This window comes from Bacillus sp. FSL K6-2944 (genome assembly GCF_038005385.1).
Classification (GTDB): Bacteria; Bacillota; Bacilli; order Bacillales; family Bacillaceae_G; genus Bacillus_A; species Bacillus_A cereus.
Genome location: NZ_JBBOTE010000001.1, coordinates 2277837 through 2303445, shown reverse-complemented (window position 1 = coordinate 2303445; position 25609 = coordinate 2277837). Strand labels below are relative to the sequence as shown.

The window sequence follows — 25609 nt, the reverse complement described above, 5'->3', positions numbered from 1 at the left end:
ATGTAAATTCTGACTTTTCTTATTTACATAGGATGATTTTAGTTGTATCCTTCATAGTAACGGTTATATGTAATGGGAAAATATAGGGATAAGGAGATGAAGTTATTCATGGTAAAAATTCATCCGAAAACACGTATTGGTCATGTTGAATTTAAAGTGAAAGATTTAGAGCGTCAAATGGCTTTTTATGAGAATGTTGTAGGATTAGAGGTAATTAAGCAAGAGGGGAATAAAGCATATTTATCTGGAAAAGGTGGAAAGAATGCGTTACTTGTTCTTGAAAAGTTAGAGGACGGGGTACTGCAAGAACCGCGTACGACTGGTATATATCATGTAGCCTTTTTAGTTCCGACTCGTGAAGCTTTTGCTTCTGCGCTATTTGGGGTTCTTCGTAATAAGAATGTAATTGACAGCCCGGCTGAGCAAGAAGGGCGTTATACATATTCAAATGAAATTTTACCAATTTCAAGGTTTAATAGTGCAAGTGATCATACATATAGCGAAGCTTTTTATTTGCAAGATTTAGAGGGGAATGGTATTGAAATTTATGCAGACCGTCCGCGCGATCGATGGGGAGAAGGGCCAGGAGGAAGTACACCACTTGATTTAAAAGAATTGGCAACATTCGTTGATTATGAGTTTGATGGTTTGCCTGCTAATACTGTCGTTGGGCACGTACATTTACGAATAGCTGATGTAGAGAAATCACATGAATTTTATGTGGAAACAGTAGGTTTTGAAGTACAACAGCGTGAAGAGGATTGCTTATTTATTTCAGCAGGGGGATATCATCACCATATTGGTGCAAATACGTGGAACGGAGTAAACAATCCACACCCACCAGTACATGCAACTGGGCTAAAGGTGTATACGATTGTACTACCGTATAAAGAAGCGTTAGATGAAGTGAAAGAAAGATTAATAGAAAAACAACATGAAATAAATGAAACTACAAATGGGTTTGTGGTGGTAGATCCAAGTGGTATTACAGTGCAGTTTGAAATAGAAGCAGTGTAAAATAAGCGAGAAAGTGTATAATCACTTTCTCGCTTATTTGTGATCATTCATAGCTCAATCCAATATCTTCTTACTACATTCCCATCTTCCTCAGTGAAATCATCATCACGAAGCCCGCCGTTATGTAAAATCGTTTTTTCAGAAGCGGTATTCACTGCGTCGCAAACGACAAGTACTTTCGTGATGTCTAATTCCTTCGTTTTTTCTAATGATAATGCTAGTAACTTCGTAGCATAACCTTTTCTTCTTTCAGAAGGGCGAATGCCATAACCAATATGACCGCCAGCGTTAAATAAATGTTCGGTTAAACTATGACGTATATTAACAGCTCCCACAATTTTATTTTCATCTGTAACAAGCCAATATGTAGAGTCTGGTACCCAAGTTTCAGGGATATTTATTCCGTTATGCGCATCGAGAAGTTCTTGAACCATAGCTGGGAAGTTGGCAGGATTTTTTGAGATAACCCACGGGATCATTGTTTCACCGCTATCTTTCCATTCGTTATAGAAATCTAAGTATTCTTCTTGTAAATCAGTAGTAGGTGTAAGTAACGAGACGTTCATTGTTAGTAAGCTCCTTTATTTATGTATTTTTTATAAAAAATTATGAAACAAAATGAAAGCGTTTTCTAAAATTTCTCAACCTAATTTCATGCAATCCACCTTTGGTTTTTTAGAAAATTAGTGAAGGTTTAAAATCATGAGTTATTTATTTTATGTTAATATTTAAAATATTAACATAAAACAGTCGGAGTATTAAGTGTATTTTAGTGGTATTCTTTCATGGTGATAAATGGATGTTTGTGATAATTTTTGTTTTATCTATCTATAATGAATGAAAGGGGGAAGTGCCCGTGAGTGTAGATTTTGATTTTATTATACGAATCGGTGTTGCTGGCTTGTTAGGAGCAATGATTGGTATTGAAAGAGAAATTCGATCGAAAGAAGCTGGATTAAAGACTCATTTCCTCGTAGCGGTAGGAAGTGCGTTAATAATGGTTGTTTCGAAATATGCCTTTTCAGATATTGTGTATGAAGAGCATACGTCTCTAGACCCAAGTCGGATTGCAGCACAAGTCGTTAGTGGAGTTGGTTTTTTAGGTGCAGGCACAATTATTATTCAAAAGCAGGCGGTGAAAGGATTAACGACCGCGGCTGGTTTATGGGCTACTGCCGGTATAGGATTAGCAATTGGAGCGGGAATGTATGTAGTAGGCATTGGAGCGACGATCCTCGTTTTAATTGGTTTAGAAATTGTAAGTCGTATTTTTAAGGTGCAATTTCTATTTCCACAAAATATAACAGTGCAAATGTTTGTAAATAAACATGAAGCGATACAACAAATATTAGAAACACTACAAGTGAAAGGCATCCCAATACTCTCATATGAGGTGGAAGCTTCACAGCAAGGTACAGAAACTGTTTATAAGGTAGGAATGCAGCTGAAAAATATATCGTCAGAAGAAAAGAATGAGTTTATTCAGCATATGCAAACATTACCGGAAGTTACGTTTATAAAGTTAAAATCATAGTGTTGAAAACGAGGATAGATGTAGCAGAAATTTTGCTATTATCTATCTTTTTTTGATCTAAAATGCACGGAAAGTCAAGCGTTAATTTTACATGAAATGAATATATGTGTGAACGTTACCTTATTTTTTCTCAATACAGGACAAAAAGTAAAAATAGTAAAATAATGGAGCGGGACACTAAAAATGTAAGGTAGGGGAGAGCATGAAAAGCTATTCAAAGAAAATGTTAGTAGGGGTAAGTTTTGCTAGTTTAATGTTAGGGAGTTTTCAAGGGGTCAGTTTGGCAGAAGATACTAAGGGAGAGCAAGTTTCTTATCGAAATGTGCTCAAAATGGAGCCAGTCGGTGTACAACTACCAGTACAAGAATTAGCTCATTCATCGAAAGTGCTCGAAAGCAAGTCTTTTGAGAAAAGGCTACAATTTGCCGATTTATCACAAAGACCACCTGAGGTGAAAAAAGAAAGTAAGCAATTAGCTGTAGCGAAAACTTATACAATTGCTGAATTAAATCAATTAAGCAATCAGCAGTTAGTAGATTTACTTGTAACAATTGATTGGGAGCAAATTACGGGGCTATTTCAGTTTAATACAGACAGTCTAGCATTCTATCAAAATGATAGTAGGATGCAGGCGATTATTGATAAATTGAAGCAGCAAGGACAAGCCTATACGAAGGATGATTCAAAAGGGATTGAGACATTAGTGGAGGTATTGCGTTCAGGATTTTATTTAGGATTTTATAATTCGGAACTTAGTAAATTAAATGAACGGAGTTATCATGATAAATGCTTACCTGCATTAAAAGCGATAGCTAACAATTCAAATTTCAAGCTGGGTACATTAGAGCAAAATAGAGTGGTATCATCATACGGAAAGTTAATAGGAAACGCTTCGAGTGATGTGGAAACGATAACATCAGCTGCAAAGATTTTTAAACAATATAATGATAATTTTTCTACATTAGTAGATAATCTTTCAGCTGGAAATGCTATTTACGATATTATGCAAGGTGTTGATTACGACATTCAATCGTATTTGTACGATACGAGGAAAGCACCGAAAGATACAGTATGGTATCAGAAAATAGATAGTTATATTAATGAACTAAGTCGTTTTGCATTAATGGGAACGATTACAGCAAAAAACGGTTGGCTTATTAATAATGGCATTTATTATACAGGTAGACTCGGTACATTCCATAGTACAGGAACGAAAGGGTTACAAGTTGTAACAGATGCGATGAAAATTTATCCGTATTTAGGGGAGCAATATTTCGTAGCTGCTGAGCAAATCGCAACGAATTATGGCGGAAAAGATGCAAATGGTAAAGTGGTGAATTTAGATCAAATAAGAGAAGATGGAAAGAAAAAATATTTGCCAAAAACGTATACGTTTGATGATGGGGCAATTGTTTTAAAAGCTGGAGATAAAGTGACAGAAGAAAAAGTAAAACGTTTATATTGGGCGGCAAAAGAAGTGAAGGCACAATTCCATCGTACGGTTGAAAGTGATCAACCTTTAGAAAAAGGAAATCCTGATGATGTACTAACGATGGTTATTTATAATAGCCCAGCAGAATATCAATTTAATCGTCAATTGTACGGTTATGAAACGAATAACGGTGGTCTTTATATAGAAGGAACAGGTACGTTCTTTACTTATGAGCGTACGCCAGAAGAAAGTATTTATAGTTTAGAAGAATTATTCAGACACGAGTTCACGCATTATTTACAAGGTAGATATGAAGTACCAGGGTTATGGGGACAAGGGAAAATATATGAAAATGAAAGATTATCTTGGTTTGAAGAAGGGAATGCTGAATTTTTTGCAGGGGCAACGAGAACGGATAATGTTGTACCGAGAAAGAGTATTATAGGAGGATTATCTTCAAATCCAGCAGAGCGTTATACGGCAGAGCGAACGTTAAATGCAAAGTATGGAACGTGGGATTTCTATAATTATTCCTTTGCTTTACAATCGTATATGTACAATAAGAGATATGATATGTTCGATAAAATACATGATCTTATTAGGAAAAATGATGTAACAGCATATGATGCATATCGCTCTACATTAAGTAAAGATGCGAATTTAAATAAAGAATATCAAGACTATATGCAAATGCTAGTTGATAATCGTGAGAAGTATAATGTGCCATTAGTATCAGACGATTATTTAGCGAATCATGCATCGAAGCCAGTTTCAGATATTGCAGCAGAAATAACAGCGGAAGCAAAATTGAAAAATGTATCAGTGAAGAAAAATAAATCACAGTTCTTTAATACATTCACACTACAAGGAACATATACAGGAACTGCAGCAAAAGGAGAATATGAAGATTGGAAAACAATTACACAAAACGTTAATGATACGTTAAAACGTTTAAGTGTAAAGGAATGGACAGGCTATAAAACAGTAACAGCATACTTCGTAAATTATCGCGTGAATGCATCAGGACAATTTGAATATGATGTTGTGTTCCATGGTATTGATACGGAAGAAGGGGCAGAGAATAAAGCACCAGTTGCGGTTATAAACGGTCCGTATAGTGGAAATGTAAATGAAGCAATTTCATTTACAAGCAACGGATCAAAAGATGAAGATGGGAAAATTATTTCATATAAATGGGAGTTTGGTGATGGAGCAGTAAGTAATGAGCAAAATCCAACTCACGTATATACAAAAGAAGGAGCGTATACGGCTAAATTAACAGTAACAGACGATAAAGGAGCAACTAATACTGCTACAGCGACTGTAACTGTTCAAAAGAAAGAAGATAACAGTGTAGAAAAAGAACCGAATAACTCATTCCAAACAGCAAACAAACTGCAGTTAAATCAAGTTTTACATGCTAGTTTAGGAAATGGCGATACAAGTGACTTCTTTGAAATTAATGTGGAGAATGCTAAAAACCTTCAAATTAACGTAACGAATGAAAATAATATCGGAATGAACTGGGTACTTTATTCTGAAGCAGATTTAAATAATTATGTTACGTATGCTCAGCAACAAGGGAATAAACTAGTAGGTAGTTACTACACGTATCCAGGGAAGTATTATTTACATGTGTATCAGTATGGTGGTGGAACAGGGAATTATACGGTGGAAGTGAAGTAGTAAAAAGGGAGTTGTCTTTTTCAATGAATGGCACAAGGTCTGTACTTTAATGAAAAAACAACTGCAGGAAATGTCCCTAATGATAATAACAAATTAAGTATCGCGAGATATTATATTTACATTAAACAAATCTAATCAGTAAATGAGATAAAATCGATGAACTAGTATTTCATCACGATGTAAGAAAAGTTATAAATATTAAGTGTTTTTAATTGAATTAAACTAAAGGATCAGAGTATATCTGTAACAATAGATATACTCTGATCCTTTTATGTAATTAACTAAATAGAAAATTGTTATCACGTTAGCAAGGGATACTAATAGAAAAACGTGTCCCTTTACCTAATTCACTCTCTATCTCTATATCTCCGTTTAATTCTCTAATAATACTATAAGCAATCATAGTACCAAGCCCAGTTCCTTTTTCTGTTGTTGAATAGAATGGCAAAGCAATTCGTTTTATTTGTTGAGATGACATCCCAATTCCTGAATCAATAATATCAATTATGATATTTCCTTTTACTTTTTGTATATTTATTTGTAATAATCCACCATTTTTCATAGCCTCAATTCCGTTTTGGATGATGTTGTTTAGACAGAGTTTGAATTTTTCGGGGTCCCCATTTATATAAAAGGAATCTGTACTATTTTGTTTGATTTCAACTTTGTATGATAGAGCGAGTGGTGAAATAGTATCTTTCACCTGATTTAAAATGTGATTAATATCTATTTTCTCTTTTAGGGTGTTCTGTGGTTTGGTTAAAGATAAATAGTTATTAATAGTAGATTGTATTTGCTGCATTTCAATTAACATGATTTCTAAGTATTGATCCTGAGATAGCTTAGAGGCATGTTTTTCATTTAATAATTGAGTGAATCCATGTACCGTGGTTAGTGGATTGTGGATTTCGTGTGCAATTGACGCTGCTAGTTCGCTAGCTATATAAAATTTTTCAGCCCGTTGTAGCTTTTCTTTCATTTTATATTTCTCGATCATTCCCTCTATTAAATAAACTGATAATAATACTGTGAAAATATTAATGATTATGTAATTTAATAAAAATTCTATGAGAGTAGAGTCTATTTTCCCTCCTGTATGTATTTGAGTTACAATACCGCAAATAGAAAGTGAAGTTGTACATACTAAAATAAGGAGTAAGCTTAATAATACTTTTTTTTCTTTAACATACATAGGTAATAAGTAACGAAAGAGCATTGTTATACCAAAAATAATAGTGAAGATAATAAATGATGGAAGAACGCCATTTCCGCCTAAGTAAAACCGATAAGAAAGATATAAAATTCCTATAAAAACAATGTTTTTTGTATTTCCATATAGAAAAACTAATATTATAGGAATAAAACGTAAATCATAAATAAATCCCACATGTAAATGAAAAGGAAAAGTCATACAAAAAATAATAGCAATGGAGGAAAGGATAGAAAATAACATATTATTACATGTTATTTTTTCTTTAAACTCTAGCCAGAGTACGTGATAGCTAAGGATACAAATTATTATAATAAAGGTATTTAATAAAAGAGTAGAAATTCCCATAGTTTTGCATCTCCGATAGTTTGTAAGTAGAATTATGTATGAGTTGGACAAAGATGTTTAGTATTAGTAGACTTTTTATCTAAAAAGGAAGGGTACTTGAAAAGTGCTGTTATATTACTCGTATTAAAATCGATAAGGAAAATAGAAAAAATAATAGATAAAAAATCTATTTAAATTCATGTGCATATGAAATTATAAACTAACTTTTGTATAGGTAAAATTGGGATTGAGTTACTGATAAAATAAGGTTCTTTAAGTATGAATATTCTGTGAAAATGATATGTGTGGTGACTCCTGTTTTGTAGCCTTCGTTATATTAACATGGAATATATCAAATTACAAAGTGAAATTTTAGAAAAATTTTATTAGTACATTTTATCTGAAATAGAAATGCTATTTATTTGAGTATTTTGGTACTTCCTCGTATAAAACTTTGTTAGAAAAAGATTTTAAAATTTATAAGTTTTTTATGAAGTGTAATATTGTAGCTTTATCTATGTGGCTTTCTCAATAACTATTAAGGCGGAAAGTTAAAATATATAGGTTTGTAGATATGAATTATTACATAAAAACGCACTTAAAAAAGGATGTATGATGGTAATAGAATACAAACATCAAGGGGGAACTTAAAATGAAGTTAAATAAACTAGTGCTTAGTTGTGGAGTAGTTTCAGCATTAACACTTGGTGTGTTAGGGAATAATACTTATGCTGAAGAAGTACACAAAACGAATGATCCAATTCATGTAGTTGAACATGTTTCTGCAGACTTATTATTAACCCAAACAATGGATTATAGTGGCGAGGCTGTAACTTCTTTCGTATATGATGGGAGTACTGACTTAAGCTTTTCTATGAAAAATAATGGTCAAAATACAATGGGATATAGTGTAAAAGGTCCAAATACAGAGCTAATTGTTGGTGGTTATATAAAACCTGGAGAACAACAAATTAATGTTACAAATGTACGGAATGCTTTATCTCCATTGCCGAATGGAACATATAAAATTTACGTTTCAAATGATGATGGTTCTAAGGGGCAATTCCAAGTTTCAGTAAGATCTATGAATTAAATTTAAAACGCTTTGTTTTTAAGTTAATTTAATCTTTACTTATTGGAAAGAAGCTAAAGTGAATTGAGAATTACCGATAAAAATGAAAACGAGCACCTTATCTAATTGTGAGAGGGTGTTCGTTTTTTGCTATTAAACAGAAAATAATTATAAATATATTTTGATATTCCCATTGCTAACCTACTAGATTGTGTCAACTAGAGAATGTCTACTATAAAACATATTAAAATAAAGATGATGTAACATTCCGCTAAATTATATGGGGAGATAGAAAAACCACCCTTATATGAGTGGTTTTAGTAATTATTTTTAGGTTATACATTTAAAATTAGGCTAAGTTATAGAAATAATAAACATTTAATCCGTTGTTATTATTTTGGTTCTGGATAATGATTGTAGTATGAGATTCTAATAAATTCTTGGTAGACATTTGTTAATTTTGCATCTCTAAGAGCATCGTTGAATTTTTGCATACGTACACTCCCTTGAGCGTAGCCTCCACCTGGAGTATAAGGGTTTCTTGCTTCAAAGTCATCCAAAAATACTTTTAATTTTTTATAGTCTTGAGATTGATAGAAAGCCACGGCCTCTTCAGGAGTGACATCAAAGTAAGAGGATGACGTTGAGTTATAAGAAGCTGCTTGAGCAGTAGGTGCCTCTAGCATAGTTGCAGCTCCACCGAACATAGTAAGCGCCATAGAAGATACAATAATTTTTTTAAACATAATAAAACCTCCATGTAGAATATTGGATTAATAGTAATCCTGTAATCATTATAGTTACACCGAAAATGATTATCAAATGCAATATTGCATAATGTATCCCGCTATTTTGGGGCAGTAAGACTCCCGCCAAAAAATTCAATGAAAGCAAAGAAGTTAGATGGGAATCGGGAGGATTAAAGTTTCACTTTATTCTTTGAACGAGAAGTCACCTTTATATTTAAATGGAGGAGTGTAATAGATTAGAAGAGGTGTATAAGTTACTCAGGTTAACAAGAAAATGAAGAGGATATTTTTAATAGGGGAAAGCTTAATAACTGGAGTAAAGGAATTGCTATTTATATATTTAACATACATATTTGTCTTTTAAATTGTAGGCGTGTTTTAGAATTTGTATATAGTAAATTCGTTAAAAAACTTGATAAATAATAAAATGTGTAAATTTTTTGACTATTTTATTAAAATTATTTAATATTTGTAATTTATTGTTTTATAATGATAAATGGGTCGATCGTGAATGTTTTAGATATTGCGATATATACTCGGATTAATTTATTCTAGGGAGGTTACAAAATTGGGTAAGAGAGTCATTATAAGAGTTTTTACATTATTATCAGTACTGGCATTATTCCTTAATGTATTTTTACCTAGGGCTAGTGCAGAGGTTATGACGCATGAGAAATATTCAATGGACTGGAGTTATAGTAATAGTCTAGGTAAGTACATTCGCACTGAAATGATTAAAAATTCAAGTGGTCAAATTGCTTATTGCTTAACCCTTGGATTAAAATCACCAAATGGTGAAGATCTTCCTGAAATGGGGAAAACAGATAATGTAGTATATAGAGTCTTATTAAATGGTTTCCCGCAAAAAAGTGCTGAACAGCTGGGAGTAGCTAATAAAAATGAAGCGCATTATGCAACGCAACTTGCGGTTTGGAATGCATTAGGTCAACTCGATGTAAATGAATTAAAACATGAGAATAAAAATGTTGAAAAAGCAGCTAAGGCTATTATTAGTAATGCTAATAATAGTGAAGAGACTCAAGATGTTTTTATGAATGTCATTCCTGCTGAAAAGCAAAAAGCAGAATTAAAGGGTGAATTCTTCGAAACAAATCTATATTCAGTACAAACAAATGCTAAGAGTGGTTCTTATAAGGTAGTAGCGAAAAATGCACCTAATGGAGTTAGAATTGTAAGTGAAAATGGAGAAGTGAAAGATCAGCTTTCAGTTGGAGAAAAATTTCGTATCCAAATTCCTAAGAATACAAAAACGGGTGAATTTAATTTAAGTGTTGCTGCTAATTTAACTAAAGTTCAAGCAATTGCTTACCGTGGTACGGATACTGTTCAGAATGCTACAGTACTATTAGAGAGAAATGAAGAAAAGCTTAGTAGTGATCTTGCAGTAAATTGGGAAGCAGCTGGTTCTTTAAAAATTAAAAAGGTTGGAGAAAATGGAGAAGTTTTAGCTGGTGCAGTATTTGAGGTCTTTAATGTAAATAATGAATCAGTCGGAAAAATCACGACTGGTGCTGATGGTATGGCAGAATTAAACAACTTACCAATTGGTACTTACACATTAAAAGAAATTAAAGCACCAACAGGCTATGTTTCAGATGATAAACCACAAACTATTGAAGTTAAGACAGGAGAAACAGGAGCTGTCCAAATAGTAAATAACAAAGTAAAAGGTAGCATCGAAATTAAAAAGCTTAGTGATTCAGGAAAGATTTTACCAAATGTTGAATTCACAGTCTTCACTGAAGATGGAAAAGAAGTGAAAAAAGTAGTAACAAAAGAAAATGGAATTGCAAACGTTGAGGGTCTTACGTATGGTAAATATTATTTCTTAGAGACAAAAACACCTAATGGATATATTGGAAATAAAACAAAGTATCCTTTTGAAATTAAAGAGCACAATAAAACACTTACTTTTACAGTGGAAAATACCGAAGTGAAAGGTAGTGTAAAATTACTAAAAGTAGATAATGAAGATATTAGTAAAAAATTAGAAGGTGCAGCATTCGAGCTAAAAGATGCAAGTGGAAAAGTAGTTGGGGAATATAAGACAGATAAAAATGGTGAGATTAACGTCAAAGATTTAGCGTATGGTAAATATTCATTTGTAGAAAAGGCTTCTCCAAATGGTTACGTTCTTGTTAAAGAACCAATTATGTTCGAAATAAAGGAACATGGAAAGATTATTGAGCTATTGGCAGTTAATCATCTTATCAAAGGTGATCTAGAAATTACAAAGGTAGATGTAGCTGATGTGCGCCCGTAGGGTCGCTTTAACAAATCATTAGGTGGCACTAATGTAGGGAAAGATCACATGTATACCCTATCATCAATCAACTAACCTGAAAGAGAAATCGGAAGGGGACAATAGCATGTTGATAAAGCTCTAAGTTGGCGAACTATCCCGTCAAGACTGAAGAGCAAGGTGAAATACTACAAACAAGGATGAAAGCTAAACTGCTTGAATGATAGCCTGAGGGAGTATAATGTCGCTAGTAGCGAAAGATAGTTAGAAACGTTACATGGTCCCAATAGAGTTGGAACCAAACTCTATGCAGGGAAAAGAATACCGTCCGCGTTCTTAATCCTAGTGATCCAGGACCACCCATCCTCCATAAGAGGAAAAAGGCGAAAGTCACACCCGATATTGTAGAAAGCCAGTTGTTAAAGTGATAAACGGGGATTACCTAAATCAAAATGCCTAATATTATTACAGGCTATTGAGAATGACTTCAAGGCACTGCCAAGAAGTGTGACTCATGAAAAATTGACAAGGTAACGGAGTTTTCGTAGTAGTCTGAGTTGGGGAAAGCCTAATACATGGCGAAGGGAAACAGCCTATTCTATCTTAAAACAAAATTGGAAAGTGTGTGAGACGCTATGAGAAATCCAAAAATAGTTTTAGATAATCTATCTTCCCATGCAACAAAAGAGCATTACGTATTTGAAAAGTTATATCGCAATCTCTATAACCCAGAATTTTATTATTTGGCCTATCAGAAGATGTATGCGAAAGAAGGGAATCTTACAGCGGGAGTAAATGACAAAACGATAGATGGAATGAATGTGGACCGAATTGCTGAGTTAATTAGCCAGCTTAAAGCACAAACGTATCAGCCTACACCGGTTAAACGAGTATATATTCCTAAAAGAAATGGAAATAAACGGCCATTGGGAATACCTTCATTTGAGGATAAGCTCATACAAGAAATAGTAAAAAACATACTTGAAGCTATTTACGAGAAGCATTTCTCTACATCTTCTCACGGATTTCGTCCAAATAAAAGCTGCCACACTGCTTTAATGCAGTGTAAAAATACCTTCAATGGAGTCAAATGGTTTATTGAAGGAGATATCAAAAGTTTTTTCGACCATATTCATCACCATATACTCATTAAACTATTGCGTAGAAATATTAAGGATGAAAAATTTATTAACCTAATCTGGAAGTTTCTGAGAGCTGGGTATATGGAAAATTGGGTATTTCACAATACATATAGTGGAACTCCGCAAGGTGGAATTATCAGCCCTATTCTTGCCAATATATATCTAAATGAATTAGATACATATATTGAAAAATATAAACTTAATTTTGATAGGGGACAGAAAAGACGACAAACAAAGCAGTATGGGACGTTGCATGCCAGAGAAATGACATTGAAAAGGAAATGTAGAGAACATTGGCATACATTAGATGAGAAAAAGAAACAAGAAATTAAGAAAAAATGTAAAGAAATATCAAGTATGAAAAGAGCTATATCTCAGGGCGAACCAATGGATGAAAACTATAAAAGGCTACAGTACGTCAGATACGCAGATGATTTTATTCTAGGAGTAATAGGGAGTAAAGAAGAGGCTATACGACTCAAAGAAGATATACATAAATTTCTTCGAAATCACCTCGGTCTTGAGCTATCCCTAGATAAAACTCTTATCACGCATAGTAGTAAAGCAGCTAAATTTCTCAGTTATGATATTAAAATAAATCGCTCCTTACAAGTAAAGAAAACGAAAAGAGGTTATCTTAGAAGAACGCAGCTAGGAGTATGTCATTTACAACTATCTAAAGACATATGGTTTGAGAAGTTACTAGCTTTAGATGTTCTTTTTATTACAAAAGAGAATACATGGAAACCTAAACATAGGGCTTACTTAATCACTAAAGACGACCTTGAAATTTTAAGTATATATAATGCTGAAATTAGAGGACTGTATAACTATTTCAAACTAGCCTGTAATGTAAGTACTCTCAATAACTTTAAATACATTATGGAATATAGCATGTATAAAACTTTCGCGGCCAAATATAAAACATCAATCGGTAAAATACGTAAAAAATATAACATTAATGGAAAATTCGCTGTTACATATAAAACTAAAAATGGAATGAAAACACGATTCTTATATCATGAGGGATTTCAGTGGGTCAAGAGTATTAAAGATAAAAATATAAATATTGATGAAATTCCCAATACATTAACATACACATGGCGAACTAGCCTAACTGAAAGACTTTTGGCTGAAAAATGTGAATGGTGTGAGTCAAAAGGAATTAAAATTCATATTCATCACATAAGAAAGTTAAAAGACTTAAAGGGGAAAAAGCTATGGGAACAACAAATGATAGCCAGACAGCGAAAAACGTTAGCTCTATGTGAAAAATGCCATCGAGACCTACACGCAGGAAGATTAGATGGATAGGTGGAAAGCCGTATACCTCGAGAGGGGTACGTACGGTTTGGGAGGGAGTATTTGGAAACCTATTGTAGAAATACAAAAAGGCGCTGGGTGCTTACCTTACGGAAATAACAAGCTTCCAAATGCAGAATTTACGATTTATAACGAAGCAGGAAAAGAAGTAGTAAAAGGAAAAACAGACGATAAAGGAATCGCTAAATTTGAAAAGTTACCATTTGGAAAATACACATATAAAGAAACTGTTGCACCAAAAGGTTATGTATTAAATGAAGAAACGTTCTCTTTTGAAATTAAAGAGAATGGTCAAATCATTAAACACATTGTCAAAGATGAAAAGATTCCTTCAATAGAAACAAAAGCTACTGATAAAACAGATGGTACAAAAGAAATGCACACGTCTAAGTCTGTAACAATCCAAGATAAAGTGGAATACAAAGACCTACAAGTAGGCAAAGAGTATACTTTAAAAGGTAAATTAATGAATAAAGAGACTAATAAACCATTAGTTGTAAATGGTAAAGAAGTAACTGCTGAAACGAAGTTTACACCAAAAGAAGCAAATGGTTCTATTACACTAGATTTCACTTTTGATGCAACTGGTTTAGAAGAAAAAGAAGTAGTAGTATTCGAAGAGTTATTGAAAGACGGAAAAGTTGTTACGACACATGCTGATATCAATGATAAAGGTCAAACAGTTAAGTTCGTTAAGCCATCAGTAAAAACGACAGCAACAAACAAAGCTGATGGTGGAAAAGAGATTCATTCAAAGGATTCTATCACTATTCAAGACAAAGTGGAGTATACTAACTTAGTTGTAGGTAAAGAGTACACTGTAAAAGGTAAACTAATGAACAAAGCTATTAACAAACCATTATTAATTGATGGAAAAGAAGTAACAGCTGAAACGAAGTTTACTGCAAAAGAAAAGAACGGTCTTGTAACACTAGACTTTACTTTTGTTGGTGCTGAACAGCAAGGAAGAGAAGTAGTCGTGTTTGAAGACTTATTACATGAAGGTCAAGTAATTGCAACACATGCTGACATTAACGATGTAGGTCAAACAGTTCGATTTGTAGAACCTTCTATTAAAACGACAGCTATAAACAAAGCTGATGGTTCTAAAGAGTTAGACGCTTCTAAATCTGTAACAATCCAAGATAAAGTGGAATACAAAGACTTAGTCGTGGGTAAAGAGTATGTTGTAAAAGGTAAACTAATGGATAAAGCAACAAACAAGCCATTATTAGTTGATGGTAAAGAAGTAACAGTAGAATCAAAGTTTACTGCTAAAGAGAAGAATGGTTCTATCACACTAGATTTTACATTTAATGCTTCTGCATTACAAGGTAAAGAAGTAGTCGTGTTTGAAGAACTGTATCAAGATAATATATTAGTAGCTATTCACGCTGAAATTGAAGATAAGGGACAAACAGTGAAATTTAAAGAGGTAAAGCCGGAACAACCTAAACCAGAACAGCAAAATTCAGATAAAAATACTCCAACACCAGAGCAGCCTAACGAGCAAGTAAAAGAACAACCACAACCTAAGCAAGAAATTCAATCTAAAATTGGATGGTTACCGCAAACAGGTACTAATCTTACAAGTTGGATCTCTATGGTTGCAGGCGCATTACTGTTAATTGTTGGTGGAGTTATTTTCTTGAAACGTAAAAATGCATAGAAATTAAAAAATAAGCACATCTGTTTTTTAACAGGATGTGCTTATTTTCTTACATATCTTTGATTTAAAATAAAATTTTTGCAGGATCAATTAAATTCATTTCTTGTTATGCAAACACATTTTCAGCGAAAATAACGTCTTCACTATTTTGCGCAGGACAGACTTTATAAAAAATGGCTACGTTTCCTGATTTTGAAATAATCTTCTCAAATTGCAATCCTGCTCTTCTAAAAGCTTTACTGCATCAACAATAGAAGTAATTGCTAAAAAGGTTATTCAAATGAAATTTATAAAAGCTTGATAGGCGATACCAAGTGAAAATACCGTAGCTACTATATGTGCAGTCCATTTGGGCATATTTAATTTCAATACGGTATTGTACAAGATTCCATATACGATACAAATAATTAATATAAATGCAATGAATTGAAGAACTAATAAAAATAGAGGTTGTTCCATTTATTCTCACTTCCTTTATTTGATATATTAATATAATTTATTTAAATGTGAAAGTTTTATTTCTATGAATTTCCAAAAAATGTGATATGAAAGGCATAGTAGTAATCACAAGAATTACTGCAAAACTATAATGTAACTAAAAGTATTATGACGAGATCAGTAAAATAGTAAAGAAGGTCACCATTCACGGCGACCTTCTTTACTATGCGTTATACCCAAATAATTTTAAATCTTCTCCTGAATCTGAAATGATTTTCTCAAATCGTAATCCTACTTTTTCTAAAAGCTTTCCTGAGGCGATGTTATCTATAGAAGTAATTGCTACAATTCGTTTCATGTTGAGCTTTTGTACACCGTATTCGATTATCGCAGAAGCTGACTCGTAGCCGTATCCTTGTGAACGGAATGTCTCTAAAAAGGCAAATCCGATATCAACATCTTCTAATGAATCTCTTTTAATAAGGCCACACATACCAAGTGGAGTGAGATCTTCTTTTCGTTCTACTAAGTAAAGGCCAAATCCGAGTTTGTTATACATATCGATGGGACCGTTTACAATATAATTTTTTGCATCTTCTAAGTTTCTAACTCCTTTGTCACCGATAAACTGAATCCATGCAGGATCGTTTACTAACTCAAGAATAAAAGGAGCGTCTTTTATATCAAACCAACGAAGGTTAAGACGTTCGGTTTCAAGAACTATCAATTATTACACCACCTTTAAAAAGTTATAACAATTAGTATGGATTGTGTAAAACAAAAGTGCAACATATTTTAATGGAGCTTTGTTTGTTCACATAAAGTTCGTTTGTTTTGTATAGAGAGATATTTTATAATTAGGATTGATTGTAAAGAGTGAGATGCTTATACAATGACTCCTAGGTGACTAGGAGTTTTTACTATATAACTATCATTATTACTAAATATGACACACTACACATTCTACTCAAGGAGGTACATAATGAAGAAATTATATAATGCATCGTTTACGTATTTGATTATCGGTTTATTATCAGGGATTTTCGCTAGGGAGTATGGTAAGTATAAAGGGATTTTAGGATCTACTTTGTTAAATCTTTTGCATACACATACACTTGTACTTGGCTTTTTCTTCTTTTTAATTGCTTTAGGATTAGCAAAAGTATTCGCGTTTCATGAAGTGCAAGGGTTTAATAAGTGGTTTGTTTTACATAACATTGCATTAACATTAATGTTAGGTTCGCTAGCAGCGAGAGGGCTTCTTCAGTTAAATGGAGCTGACTTTAAAGGGTTAACTTATATTGTAGGATTTTCTCATTCGTTGATGGCAGTTACTTTAATTTGGTTTATGTTGTTAATAAAGAAATCGTTTAAAATGTAGTGGAAAAGAACTTGTAGCGTGTGCTGCAGGTTCTTTTTTGTATGTTTAGGTTTAAAAATCTCATTTTTCTAATTATTTTGTATAAAGATGGTATACTTGTTTTAAATTTAAAAAGGAGAGTTGATTATGGAAATAACAATTGAACATGTAGTAAATGAATTAAAAGGCATACTTCCTGAAGATCGAGTAGTAATAAATATGACAGTACGAGAGTTACATAGTAAAGATGAATCTTACCATGTTAGTAGTTTACCTGATGTAGTTGTTTTTCCAAAAACGACCGAAGAAGTTAGCGCGATAATGAAAATAGCGAGTCAGCACGGAACAGCTGTCGTTCCATTTGGAGTAGGGTCCAGTTTAGAGGGACATGTAATTCCTTACGAAAAAGGAATTACAATGGACTTTTCTCTTATGAACAAAATACTTGAAATAAGAGAAAAGGATTTTCTTGTGAGAGTACAGCCAGGGGTGACGCGCTCTCAGCTTAATAAAGAATTGAAAAAGTATGGATTATTTTTTAGTGTAGACCCAGGAGCTGATGCAACGTTAGGAGGAATGGCTGCTACAAATGCGAGCGGAACGACAGCGGTAAAGTATGGGGTAATGCGTGATCAAGTCCGAGATTTAGAAGTCGTTCTTGCTGATGGAGAAGTAATACATACCGGGAATTTAGCGGCGAAGTCATCATCAGGTTATCATTTAAATGGTATTTTCGTAGGCTCAGAAGGAACACTTGGATGTTTCACGGAGTTAACTTTAAAAGTATACGGTATACCAGAACATGTTATGGCTGCGAGGGCATCGTTTCCAACTATAAATGATGCAGTAGAAGCTGTAATTAACATATTACAGGCAGGTATTCCAATCGCGAGAATTGAACTCGTTGATGAATTATCTATGAAACAAGTAAATCATTACAATGAAACAAGTTACAGAGAAGAACCGACACTGTTTTTAGAGTTTCACGGTAATGAAGCAGGGTTAAAGCAAGATATTGAATTTACGAAAGAAATCGTTCTTGATCATAAATGTATAGAAATTGCATTTGAGATGGAAACAGCAGCGAGAAATAAACTGTGGGATGCAAGACATAACTTAGCGTACTCTTACGTGCATAGTTATCCTGGTAAAAAGCTAATGAGTACAGACGTATGTGTGCCAATTTCGGAATTAGCTGGAGCGATTCAACATGCGAAAGAGGTATTAGATAAAGTAGGGCTTATTGGCGGTATTCTAGGTCATGTTGGAGATGGGAATTTCCATGTACTCTTAATGATTGACACAAATGATAAAGAGGAAGTAAAGAAGGCAGACGAAATAAACGAAAGTATCGTTTTGTATGCTCTTAAACGAGGAGGAACGTGTACAGGAGAACATGGCGTTGGAATCGGAAAACGAAAGTATCAAGAAGAAGAACATGGGGCGGCATTATTTGTAATGGAGAAAATAAAGAAAGCTCTTGATCCGCAAAATATTTTGAATCCGAATAAGGTGTTTCAATTAAAAGATAGGGGCTGAGTGGATGAAAGTACTAGAAGCGATAAGTAATATAGTTGGAAAGTATTTTATTTTGGACCGGCTGCTGCACTCCCAAGTGTATTAGCGGCAGTATGGCATAACATTGCAGGGCCAATATTAGCAACCATCTGGTCAAAAAATGCAAAGAATACTTTCAGCGATGAAAATGTATTAATAAATATAGAAAAATAGGAATGATAAATAATGCAAAAACGTATTGTACATTTTGAAGGAATGGTTGTATTTTTAGCCACGATTTATATGTATTCAATATATGAGTTTAGTTGGATTATATTTTTTGTATTCCTTTTAGCGCCGGATTTCTCCATGTTAGCGTATGGGATCAATAATCACGTTGGTGCGAAAATATATAACGTATGTCATACATATATCATATCCATATTAATTGTTCTAATAGGTGTCTATTTTAAGATAGATACCGTTATAATGATTGGCTTAATATGGACAGCACATATTGGAATGGATCGAATGTTTGGATATGGATTGAAATATGAGACGGATTTTAAGGATACTCATATTCAGAGGTTATAGTTGCTTTTGAGGAGAGGGATACTTTGAAACAGAGAATTACTATCGAAGGGTATAACATCCAATGGGAAAGTGAATTTAATAAGCTACACACTTTCATTAACGATGTAATGGAAGACCGCATTTTATCCATTGAACATGTTGGGAGTACATCTATTAAAGGACTTGTAGCAAAACCAATATTAGATATTGATATCGTAATAGAAGATTATGAAATCTTTCCTGAAGTAGTAACAAAGTTTGAAGCGATAGGATACTATCATCAGTTAGAATGGAGCTTTAAAGGAAGAGAGGCGTTTGGAAGAAAGGATACGTTCGTTCCATGGAACGAGGGAAATACAGTTTGGATGGAACATCATTTATATGTGTGTGATAAAAATAGTGAAGAGTTGAGAAGGCATATAGCATTTCGAGATTACCTTCGTGAACATACTAAAGTCGCTAATGAGTATGGAAACTTGAAGGAAGAGTTAGCAAGAGAGTCGAAAAATCGATCTAGTTATATTGAAGGTAAGACCGTATTTATTACAAATATATTAGAAAAAATAAACTAAGGCAGCATGGAATACATGCTGTCTATTGTTTTGAAATAGAAAGCTGCCATTATAAAACAAATACAAACTGGCCCTGTTGATTGATGCGGTTACTAAATATAATAGGAAATAAAATAGAAAAGAGCGGAAAAGAGGGAGCTTATGTACATACCAAAATATTTCGCAATACAAGATGAAGAGATGAAGTACGAAATAATGGAACAGAATAGCTTTGCGACATTATTTTCTCAACATAACGGAGAACCATATGCAACGTACTTGCCGTTGTTATTAAATAGGGAGACCCTTACTTTACATGGTCACTTCGCACGGCCGAATGAACAGTGGAAAGATATTGGGACTCAGCAAGTACTAGCTATATTTCAAGGACCACATAGTTATATCTCTCCGTCATGGTATGAAACAAACAATGCAGTACCAACATGGAATTACGTTGCAGTGCATGTATACGGTGAATTAGAAATTGTTGAAGATGAGAAGACATTAGTAGATTCTCTTCAAGATTTAGTAAATAAATATGAAGATCCAGAGAGCACCTACTCACTTAATGATGTAGATCCAAATTATATGGGAGGATTAAGTAAGGGAATAGTTGGATTCAAAATAAAGATAAATAAAATAGAAGGAAAAGCGAAGTTAAGTCAAAATCATTCTGTAGAGAGACGAAATTTAGTTGTGGAGAAACTTGAGAAAGTTGGTAGTGAGGGGAGTAAGAGGATTGCGGAGTTGATGAGAAAATAAAGTCTACATGAAAGGAAAATATTCTAAATAAGCGTATTTAAAAAGACCTTCTTAATTGAAGGTCTTCCGTTTTTTAAAGTGCTTTTTCAGTTGTTGTTGAGTTGTAGTCTTTACTTACGTCAACGGATTGAACAAGGTCAGGTCTTTGTGGTGCAGGGGTATCCCCAATATTTAATGCTACATATCCTAACTGTGTTTTCGGTGTTTCTGAGGTGAAGCTTAATCCAAGAGTTGTGATGCTAATAACAGCTAAGCCAATGATGCTCAATTTAATCTTTTTCATTATATCAAAGCTCCCTTTTCTTCATGTTTTTTTCTTGCTTGATTGGCCATGTAAAAGTATTGACTAGCTTTTATATGGTCTTCTTTTTCATAAAACATATTTGCTAGAACATCAGTGTACTCTTGTATACATTCCCAAAGGTTTTCTGTTTTAAAGTAAGAAATTCCTTCCAAAATTATCATTTCTAAATCATTTATAGAAGTTTTATTATTTAGTTCTCTTAAAATCATGAAACGATACTGAAACTCTTTGTTTTCTAGTTTATTTGAGATGTTTAATCCTTTTTTTATAAGTTCTTTAGCCTGGGTATATTCTCCAAGCTTGTAGTATTCACGTGCTTCAACAAAAAGTGCTTTAAAGTGATTTGGTTGCTTAGTTGTAACCTCTGAAATATGACGCATTGCTAACTCTGAAAGGTTTTGACTTGCATATAGCCAAGCTAAATTATGTCGTACTCTTAATGATAAAGTCTCCTCTGAATACTTCTGTAGCATATTTAATGCTGAATCAAGTCTAATTTCAGCTTGTTCAAACTGTTTTAAATCAATACAAGATAAACCAAAGATGTTATCACACAAAGCAACATTAATTTCGCAGTTTATATGTTTTGAAAAAATCGCTGTAGCTTCATTTGCAGATTGGATTGCTACTAGTGGTTGATATGTTTGATAATAATAGGAAGCTAAGCGGTAGTTAAATTCAGCATTCTCTAGTTCGTCAGATACGTGTATTAGCAGCTTTTTAGCGTTCTCGAAAAGGTGTTTTGCTGTATTGTAGTTTCCAATAATTGTATTGTGAATAGCCTTAAAAAAATGATAATAATAAGAAAATAGCCCATTCTCTGGAAGTGGGAAAGAATCAATTTTATTAAAATCATCTTTATTAATATTTAAACCACCTGTTAAAATTTTGTATCTGAAATTAAAAAGTGAATAATACAATTGTAGGTTTGTATCTTCTTCTGAATTAGAGATGATATTTTCAATATCTTTTTTTATTTTTGTTGCATGGGTAGTTTGATGTTGTAACATAGCTCTATACCAGTCATTAAATAATTTTGTAATTTGTTCATTACCTTGTAGTTGAACGTTCATGAAATCCCCTCGCTTTTTGAATATTCTTATAAAATATAGTATCAAAAATAAAAATATTTAGAAATGATGTTTTATATTTCTCAATATTTGTTTAACAAGCTTACGAGTAAGTCTATTGGAATAGTATAGAATTTGTTTTGGATTAAAGAAATGGCATCGGGGGATGTGTATTTTAAAGTTTTAGTTGAGTGGGGGGATATAAAAAGGTGCGTTCACACAATTTATATGAACGCACCTTTTTACATATTAAACAATCAAGTCCCACAAAAAGTACGATAAGGGCGATTCGTCGGTGCAGGCGGAATGCAGTATTCTTCTTGATCTGTAGAATACGCATAAGGGTTTGATAAAGCTTCAAGAAGTTGCTCCATTACGCCATAGTCTTCATTTGTAACAGCTGCTTCTAGTGCTTCTTCTACACGGTGGTTCCTCGGGATGATTGATGGGTTATTATTTTTCATCATCTCGTAGGCGTTTTCTTTTGATTGTTCTTGTCTTTCTAATCGAGATTGCCACAGTTTGTACCATTCTTTAAATTCAGGACTTTCAAATAGAGCTGTATTTTCGATAGCATCAAGAGTTAATGAACGGAATGTATTTGTATAATCCGCTTTATATTTCTCCATCATTTTTAAAAGTTGCTCAATAAGTGATTGATCTTGTTCTTCGTTGCTAAATAGTCCTAATTTCTTTTTCATTCCAAGGAACCAATTGTTTTCATACTGTACGCTAAATTTCGAAATTTCGTCTTGAGCGATTTTTAATGCTTCTTCATCATCTTCGTGCAGAATCGGTATTAAAGATTCAGCTAGTCGTGCTAGATCCCATGCGGCCATATATGGTTGATTTCCATATGCATAACGACCTTGTGTGTCAATAGAGCTAAATACAGTTCCTTGGTCGTAATTGTCCATAAATGCACAAGGACCGTAATCAATTGTTTCGCCACTGATCGTTATATTATCAGTGTTCATTACGCCGTGAATAAATCCAACAAGTTGCCATTTTGCGATAAGACTGGCTTGTCTTTTAATGACTTCTTGTAGTAATGCAGTATATCGGTTTTCATGAGATTCAATTTCTGGGTAATGCCTTTTTATCGTATAGTCAGCTAGTGATTTCAGGTCCTCTATTGAACCACGAGCTGCAGCATATTGAAATGTACCGACGCGAATATGGCTACTAGCTACTCTAGTTAAAATTGCTCCAGGTAACTTTGTTTCACGATAGGTTGGTTCACCGGTTGTGACAACTGCTAAACTGCGGGTAGTTGGAATATCGAGTGCATACATTGCTTCGCTAATAATATATTCACGTAGCATCGGACCGAGTGCAGCACGACCATCTCCTCGGCGTGAATAGGGAGTAGGGCCAGAACCTTTCAGTTGAATATCGAAACGCTCACCTGAAGGAGTAATTTGTTCGCCAATTAAAAGAGCACGACCGTCGCCTAACATATTAAAATGTCCGAATTGATGGCCAGCATATGCCTGAGCTAATGGATGAGCTCCTTCTGGGAGTGCATTACCAGCGAAAATAGCAATTTCAGCTTCCTTTTTCAGTTCTTCAGGGGTCAAGCCAAGAGATATCGCTAATGAATGGTTTAGTTTAACTAACTCCGGTGAACTTACGGGAGTAGGGGGGATTTCTGTATAAAATGATTGTGGTAAAGTCGTATAACTATTATCTAAATTCCAACCTGTTTCATTATTTTTAGTCATTGTATCTCCTCCTTTTTGTATTTTAAGTTATGTATTTGTACGTATGTATTCTTTGTAAAGTTAACTAAAAGTATAATATAATATAATATTTCCCCTTGCAATCTATTGTAAGGACTTCATTGCACTATGTCTATTTAACAGCAAATTTAAAACCTCCATTTTAAGAAAATGGAGGTTTTATTATTATTTAATTTTTACAATTATTTTTCCTTTTGCTCTTCCAGCCTCGGAATATTCCATTGCTTTTTGCGCATCTTCAAAAGGGAAAACTCGATCGATTACCGGTTTGATTTCACCAGCTTCAATATAGTTTGCAATAGTACGTAATTGATCCCCACTTGGCTTCATAAATAAAAATGAATATTGAGCATTATGCTTTTTTTCAAGTGCAGTAAGTTTTTTGCTGGCTAATGAAAATAAGAGAGTTTTAAAGAATCCTGAACCAAATTCTTTACCGAAGCGAGCATTCGGCATGCCTGAAACGGAAACAATGTTTCCTCCCCTTTTTATAATATTGAATGATTTTTCAAGTGTTGCACCGCCGATTGTATCAAATACGGCATCATAATTTTTTAGTATATCTTCAAATTTCTCTGTTTTGTAATTAATAATTTCATCTGCGCCAAGAGACGTTACTAAATTCGCACCAGCTTCACTAGCAGTCGTTGTAACAATGGCACCCATTATTTTTGCTAGCTGAATAGCGAAAGTACCAACACCACCGGATCCGGCGTGAATTAAAATCTTTTGTCCTTTTTGTAATTGCATGATGTCATGTAATGCTTGATATGATGTTAAGCCAACGAGTGGAATCGAAGCAGCTTCCTCAAAACTTAAATTTTTCGGTTTTAAAGCTATATCATCTTCATGAATGGCTATATACTCCGCGAAAGTACCAATCTTATTTTTTCTTGGACGAGCATATATTTCATCACCAACTTTAAAACGAGTTACTTTTGATCCAACCTTCGTGATGACACCGGCAAAGTCATTCCCAAGGATTAGGGGCATTTCATATTTCAGTAACATTTTTACTTTTCCGTCGCGTATTTTAAAATCAATTGGGTTAATGCTAGCTGCATGAATTTCTGCGAGCACTTCATACTCATTTATTTCAGGAGTAGGTACCTCTGCCATACGCATTGGGACTTTTCCATATCTATCAATTATCATTGCTTTCATTTCTTATACCTCCAAGTTTTAATAAAAGTTCTGCAATAGCTTCTCAATATCTAATACAAGATTTTTTAATAAACCTAATTTTGTACGTATATCAATATAATAAAAATTCTTTGTACCTTCTTTTCTCATTAAAATAATGCCAGCTTCTCGTAAAATCTTAAGGTGATGTGATACTGCTGGACGGGAAAGGTGTGTTTGCTTCGTGATTTCTCCTACACGTAATCCTGTTTGACATTCCGTTTCCATTAGCACTAATAAAATAGCTTGACGCGTTTCATCACCAATTGCCAATAATACTTTTTGAGAATCAATAAAATCTTTTTTTATAATATTTAATTGTTCTTGTTTATTCATTTCAATCACTTTGCCTCCAGGTAATTAGTCGAAAGGTTTAAGATGATGAACCATTACTTCGATACGGTAATGCTACATGATTGTTGTATGAGGTGCAATATTGAGAAAGAAAATCGAGACGAATGAATTTTTTATTGTTGAAAATTATAGGGAGATAGAAAAGGGATTGGAAGGACTACATAACACAATAGATGAGGTTTTAAAAACAAAAAATGATGTAACAATAAAATAAGCGGTCGTAACCTTGTATAATCCATAAGGTTACGACCGCTTATAATGTTTGTATTATTTTTGAATTTTACGATAGAACATGGTTCAACGTAAAGTACGTTCTTTTGTTTTACACTTTCATACAGACACAATTCAGGTG

General features: G+C 33.6%; 21 protein-coding genes and 3 pseudogenes. 14 read left to right on the top strand and 10 right to left on the bottom strand.

The genetic code is table 11. The annotated features are described in order from the left end of the window. The first annotated feature begins 72 nt into the window (after positions 1-72). On the top strand, positions 73-1017 hold the full coding sequence (locus MHH55_RS11650) for a VOC family protein (protein ID WP_134208771.1): 945 nt from the start codon (positions 73-75) through the stop codon (positions 1015-1017). 47 nt (positions 1018-1064) lie between these two features. Here the strand turns inward: MHH55_RS11650 and MHH55_RS11645 are convergent, their stop codons facing one another. Next, positions 1065-1583, bottom strand: a complete 519-nt coding sequence (locus MHH55_RS11645) for a GNAT family N-acetyltransferase (protein WP_001103118.1) — start codon at positions 1581-1583, stop codon at positions 1065-1067. 290 nt (positions 1584-1873) lie between these two features. Between MHH55_RS11645 and MHH55_RS11640 the strand changes: the two genes are divergently transcribed. Both MHH55_RS11640 and colA read left to right on the top strand, forming a co-directional pair. After that, on the top strand, positions 1874-2551 hold the full coding sequence (locus tag MHH55_RS11640) for an MgtC/SapB family protein (protein WP_000109728.1): 678 nt from the start codon (positions 1874-1876) through the stop codon (positions 2549-2551). 202 nt (positions 2552-2753) lie between these two features. After that, positions 2754-5669, top strand: coding sequence for a collagenase ColA (gene colA, locus MHH55_RS11635; RefSeq protein WP_078187639.1), 2916 nt, complete (start codon positions 2754-2756; stop codon positions 5667-5669). A 304-nt stretch (positions 5670-5973) separates the two neighbouring features. Here the strand turns inward: colA and MHH55_RS11630 are convergent, their stop codons facing one another. Continuing rightward, the gene (locus MHH55_RS11630) at positions 5974-7227 is read right to left on the bottom strand and encodes a sensor histidine kinase (RefSeq protein ID WP_078187640.1); all 1254 of its coding nucleotides are present in this window, start codon (positions 7225-7227) and stop codon (positions 5974-5976) included. 631 nt (positions 7228-7858) lie between these two features. On the opposite strand from MHH55_RS11630, the gene MHH55_RS11625 reads away from it, so the two are divergent. After that, positions 7859-8299, top strand: coding sequence for a hypothetical protein (locus MHH55_RS11625; RefSeq protein WP_000773522.1), 441 nt, complete (start codon positions 7859-7861; stop codon positions 8297-8299). A 371-nt stretch (positions 8300-8670) separates the two neighbouring features. Here MHH55_RS11625 and MHH55_RS11620 read toward each other — a convergent pair whose 3' ends face one another. Then, positions 8671-9024: a hypothetical protein gene (locus MHH55_RS11620; protein WP_000473483.1), complete on the bottom strand. Its 354-nt coding sequence runs from the start codon at positions 9022-9024 to the stop codon at positions 8671-8673. 571 nt (positions 9025-9595) lie between these two features. On the opposite strand from MHH55_RS11620, the pseudogene MHH55_RS11615 reads away from it, so the two are divergent. The 3 genes and pseudogenes from MHH55_RS11615 to MHH55_RS11605 form a co-directional block, all read left to right on the top strand. Further along, positions 9596-11299 (top strand): annotated as a pseudogene (locus MHH55_RS11615) (SpaA isopeptide-forming pilin-related protein); the annotation flags it as partial. Positions 11300-11925: 626 nt separating this feature from the next. Then, on the top strand, positions 11926-13746 hold the full coding sequence (locus MHH55_RS11610; protein WP_078186893.1) for a reverse transcriptase/maturase family protein: 1821 nt from the start codon (positions 11926-11928) through the stop codon (positions 13744-13746). A 100-nt stretch (positions 13747-13846) separates the two neighbouring features. Then, a pseudogene (locus MHH55_RS11605) lies at positions 13847-15424 on the top strand (VaFE repeat-containing surface-anchored protein); the annotation flags it as partial. A 276-nt stretch (positions 15425-15700) separates the two neighbouring features. Here MHH55_RS11605 and MHH55_RS11600 read toward each other — a convergent pair. Beyond that, a complete protein-coding gene (locus tag MHH55_RS11600) occupies positions 15701-15883 on the bottom strand; it encodes a hypothetical protein (RefSeq protein WP_078186891.1) in 183 nt (60 codons plus the stop codon). Positions 15884-16085: 202 nt separating this feature from the next. Next, complete coding sequence (locus MHH55_RS11595; protein ID WP_000636203.1) at positions 16086-16589, bottom strand: GNAT family N-acetyltransferase; 504 nt, start codon at positions 16587-16589, stop codon at positions 16086-16088. A gap of 255 nt (positions 16590-16844) precedes the next feature. Here MHH55_RS11595 and MHH55_RS11590 point away from each other — a divergent pair, with 255 nt between their 5' ends. From MHH55_RS11590 to MHH55_RS11565, 6 genes and pseudogenes are all read left to right on the top strand, one after another. Continuing rightward, positions 16845-17243, top strand: coding sequence for a DUF2871 family protein (locus MHH55_RS11590; protein WP_000737896.1), 399 nt, complete (start codon positions 16845-16847; stop codon positions 17241-17243). A 126-nt stretch (positions 17244-17369) separates the two neighbouring features. Beyond that, positions 17370-18761, top strand: coding sequence for an FAD-binding oxidoreductase (locus MHH55_RS11585; protein ID WP_000406579.1), 1392 nt, complete (start codon positions 17370-17372; stop codon positions 18759-18761). A gap of 48 nt (positions 18762-18809) precedes the next feature. After that, positions 18810-18953 (top strand): annotated as a pseudogene (locus tag MHH55_RS11580) (bile acid:sodium symporter family protein); the annotation flags it as partial. 12 nt (positions 18954-18965) lie between these two features. Further along, on the top strand, positions 18966-19313 hold the full coding sequence (locus MHH55_RS11575; RefSeq protein ID WP_001172061.1) for a DUF4260 domain-containing protein: 348 nt from the start codon (positions 18966-18968) through the stop codon (positions 19311-19313). A 23-nt stretch (positions 19314-19336) separates the two neighbouring features. Further along, on the top strand, positions 19337-19864 hold the full coding sequence (locus tag MHH55_RS11570) for a GrpB family protein (protein WP_078186890.1): 528 nt from the start codon (positions 19337-19339) through the stop codon (positions 19862-19864). A 141-nt stretch (positions 19865-20005) separates the two neighbouring features. Beyond that, the gene (locus MHH55_RS11565; protein ID WP_078186889.1) at positions 20006-20605 is read left to right on the top strand and encodes an FMN-binding negative transcriptional regulator; all 600 of its coding nucleotides are present in this window, start codon (positions 20006-20008) and stop codon (positions 20603-20605) included. Between the two features lie 73 nt (positions 20606-20678). On the opposite strand, the gene MHH55_RS11560 is transcribed toward MHH55_RS11565, so the two are convergent. The 5 genes from MHH55_RS11560 to MHH55_RS11540 all read right to left on the bottom strand — a co-directional run bounded on the left by MHH55_RS11560 (position 20679) and on the right by MHH55_RS11540 (position 25248). Beyond that, complete coding sequence (locus tag MHH55_RS11560; RefSeq protein ID WP_000721431.1) at positions 20679-20888, bottom strand: hypothetical protein; 210 nt, start codon at positions 20886-20888, stop codon at positions 20679-20681. Further along, positions 20888-21982, bottom strand: a complete 1095-nt coding sequence (locus MHH55_RS11555) for a response regulator aspartate phosphatase (RefSeq protein ID WP_078186888.1) — start codon at positions 21980-21982, stop codon at positions 20888-20890. The genes MHH55_RS11560 and MHH55_RS11555 overlap by 1 nt, the downstream gene beginning before the upstream one ends. 254 nt (positions 21983-22236) lie before the next feature. Next, a complete protein-coding gene (locus MHH55_RS11550) occupies positions 22237-23703 on the bottom strand; it encodes a protein adenylyltransferase SelO (protein ID WP_078186887.1) in 1467 nt (488 codons plus the stop codon). A 183-nt stretch (positions 23704-23886) separates the two neighbouring features. Beyond that, entirely contained in the window at positions 23887-24885 is a 999-nt protein-coding gene (locus MHH55_RS11545) for an NADP-dependent oxidoreductase (RefSeq protein WP_000646436.1), read from the bottom strand. 18 nt (positions 24886-24903) lie between these two features. After that, positions 24904-25248, bottom strand: a complete 345-nt coding sequence (locus MHH55_RS11540; protein ID WP_000571870.1) for an ArsR/SmtB family transcription factor — start codon at positions 25246-25248, stop codon at positions 24904-24906. 91 nt (positions 25249-25339) lie between these two features. Here MHH55_RS11540 and MHH55_RS11535 point away from each other — a divergent pair, with 91 nt between their 5' ends. Continuing rightward, positions 25340-25471 (top strand): hypothetical protein, encoded by a 132-nt coding sequence (locus MHH55_RS11535; protein WP_001227549.1) that lies wholly within the window; start codon positions 25340-25342, stop codon positions 25469-25471. Positions 25472-25609: the final 138 nt, after the last annotated feature.